Source organism: Brevinematales bacterium, assembly GCA_026415355.1.
Classification (GTDB): domain Bacteria; phylum Spirochaetota; class Brevinematia; order DTOW01; family DTOW01; genus SKYB106.
Genome location: JAOAHF010000036.1, coordinates 1 through 2,495, shown reverse-complemented (window position 1 = coordinate 2,495; position 2,495 = coordinate 1). Strand labels below are relative to the sequence as shown.

Below are 2,495 nucleotides of genomic sequence, written 5' to 3'. Positions count from 1 at the left end.
ATATATGGTTGTATCTATAGTTCCACCTATTCCAAGACTTACAACCACAGGAGGACAAGTAAATTTTAACATATTTTTAGTTTCCCCAATTATATATTTTATTATTTCCTGAAATTCAGTAGTTGGCAAAAATAAATTTAATCTACTCATATTTTCAGAACCGCCACCGCGAATTAAAATAGATACTTCACACTCATTTTCATCTTCTTTTTCGTATTCTATAAAAATAGTTGGAAAGTTAAAATTATTTTTTCTAAATAAAGGATCTTCAACAGAAGATTTTCTAAATTTTTCTTGTTCATATACCTCTGTTACTGTTTCATTTAAAACTTCTTTTAAATTAAAATCAAAATAAACATTCTTACCAATATTTAAAAAAAATTGAGGAATACCGGTATCTTGACAAAGAGGTAATTTTAAATGTGAAGCAATTTCAGCATTTTTTAAAATTTTTATCAAGGCATCTTTTGCTAATCCTTCTTCTATTTTAATTGCTTCTTTTATTGCTAATATTACATCTTCAGGAAGAAAATAATGAGTTTGTATAAGCAAATTTTTTACATTTCTTTTAAACTCTTCTTTTTCAATTATTCTCATAGAAACAATTCTAAACACTAACCTCTAGCAATAGCTATAACACCAGTCCTTACTAATTCTTTTATTCCATATGGTCTTAAAAGTTCAATAAAAGCACTTAATTTATCCTCATCACCAGTAATCTCCAAAACTAATGTCTGATGGGACACATCCACAATTTTTGCACGAAATATCTCTGCGATCTCTATTATCTCTGCACGTGTCTTATTTGTTGCATTTACTTTTACTAAAACCAAATCTCTTTCTATATGTTTCACTTTGGAAAATTCATAAACTTTTATTACATCAATAAGTTTATTTAATTGTTTCTCCACCTGTTCTAAAATTTTTTCATCACCACGAACTATTATGGTCATGCGAGAAATATCAGGATTTTCCGTCTCACCTACTGCTAATGAATCAATATTATAACCCCTTGCCGCAAAAAGAGTAGCAATTCTAGCTAATACCCCAGGTCTATTATAAACTAACGCAGATATTGTATGTCTTTTTATCTCTGTCATATTTTTCTCCAAAATTAAAAAATTATTATATTATGCTAAACTAGTAATAACTTCATCCAAAGATGCACCTGCAGGTACCATAGGAAAAACATTTTCTTCTGTTTCAATCCAAAAATCAATTATTACAGGTTTATCTTCTATATCAAATGCCTTCTTTAGCACAGGTACTACCTCTTCTTTTTTAGTCACCCGAAAGCCTTCTGTTTTATATGCTTTAGCTAATTCTATAAAATCTGGAACAGGTTCACATTGAAACTTACCTAATTTTTTAGTACATAAATAAGTTTGAGAATATCTTTTAGAATAAAATAACTCCTGCCATTGTCTCACCATTCCTAAATATCCATTATTCATAATACATACTATCACATTTACTTTATTTACTACAGCAGTAGCCAACTCTTGTATATTCATCTGAAAAGATCCATCTCCAGCTATAACTATTACTTTTTCATTAGGTTTGCCTAACTTCGCTCCAATTCCTGCAGGAAAACCATATCCCATAGTTCCTAATCCTCCAGAAGAAAGAAACTTTCTAGGACCATTTGGTTTATAATACTGTGCTGCCCACATCTGATGTTGGCCAACTTCAGTCACAACAATAGCATCTCCCTTTGTTAACTTCGTGATTTCTTCAATCACATATTGAGGTCTTAACTTTTCATCATTCTTATAAGTCAAAGGATATTTCTTTTTCCACTCTTCTATCTGTTGTAACCATTCTGGATGTTTTTTGGGTTTTACAATTTTTAATAAATCTTGTAATACCATCTTACAATCTCCAACCACAGGTATATCTGCTACTACATTCTTGGAGATACTTGTTGGATCTATATCTATATGCGCTATATGTTTAGCTTTTGGTGCAAATGCTGCAAGTTTTCCAGTACATCTATCATCAAACCTAGCACCAACTGCTACTATTAGATCAGCATTTTGCATAGTTAAATTTGCATATACAGTTCCATGCATACCTAACATTCCTAACGACAATCTGTGGTCGCAAGGAAAACTTCCTATAGCCATCAAAGTAGTAGTAACAGGAATATCGCATCTTTCAGCAAGTTCTTTAAGTTCTTCAGAAGCACCAGAAATTATTACACCACCACCAACATATAAAACAGGTTGTTTTGAATTATTTATCGCATCTGCTAATTTTTTTATTTGTAAAGGATGTCCTTTATATGTAGGTTTATAAGAAGGTATCTCAATTTTTGAATTCCATATAAATTTCGTTTTTGCCCTTTGAACATCTACCGGGATATCTATCAATATAGGTCCCGGCCTTCCAGTGGAGGCTAAATAAAATGCTTCTCTAATAACTTGGACCATATCTTTTACATCTTTCAACAAATAATTATGTTTGGTAATAGGACGAGTTATTCCTGTAGAATC

Annotated in this window: 3 protein-coding genes; all 3 read right to left on the bottom strand. The window is 31.1% G+C overall.

From position 1 onward, the window contains the following. A partial coding sequence (locus N2712_07900; protein MCX8029899.1) for a fumarate hydratase occupies nt 1-597 on the bottom strand: 597 nt, incomplete at its 3' end. Nucleotides 598-614: 17 nt separating this feature from the next. After that, a complete protein-coding gene (gene ilvN, locus N2712_07895; GenBank protein ID MCX8029898.1) occupies nt 615-1,100 on the bottom strand; it encodes an acetolactate synthase small subunit in 486 nt (161 codons plus the stop codon). A gap of 30 nt (nt 1,101-1,130) precedes the next feature. Beyond that, a partial coding sequence (gene ilvB / locus N2712_07890; protein MCX8029897.1) for a biosynthetic-type acetolactate synthase large subunit occupies nt 1,131-2,495 on the bottom strand: 1,365 nt, incomplete at its 5' end.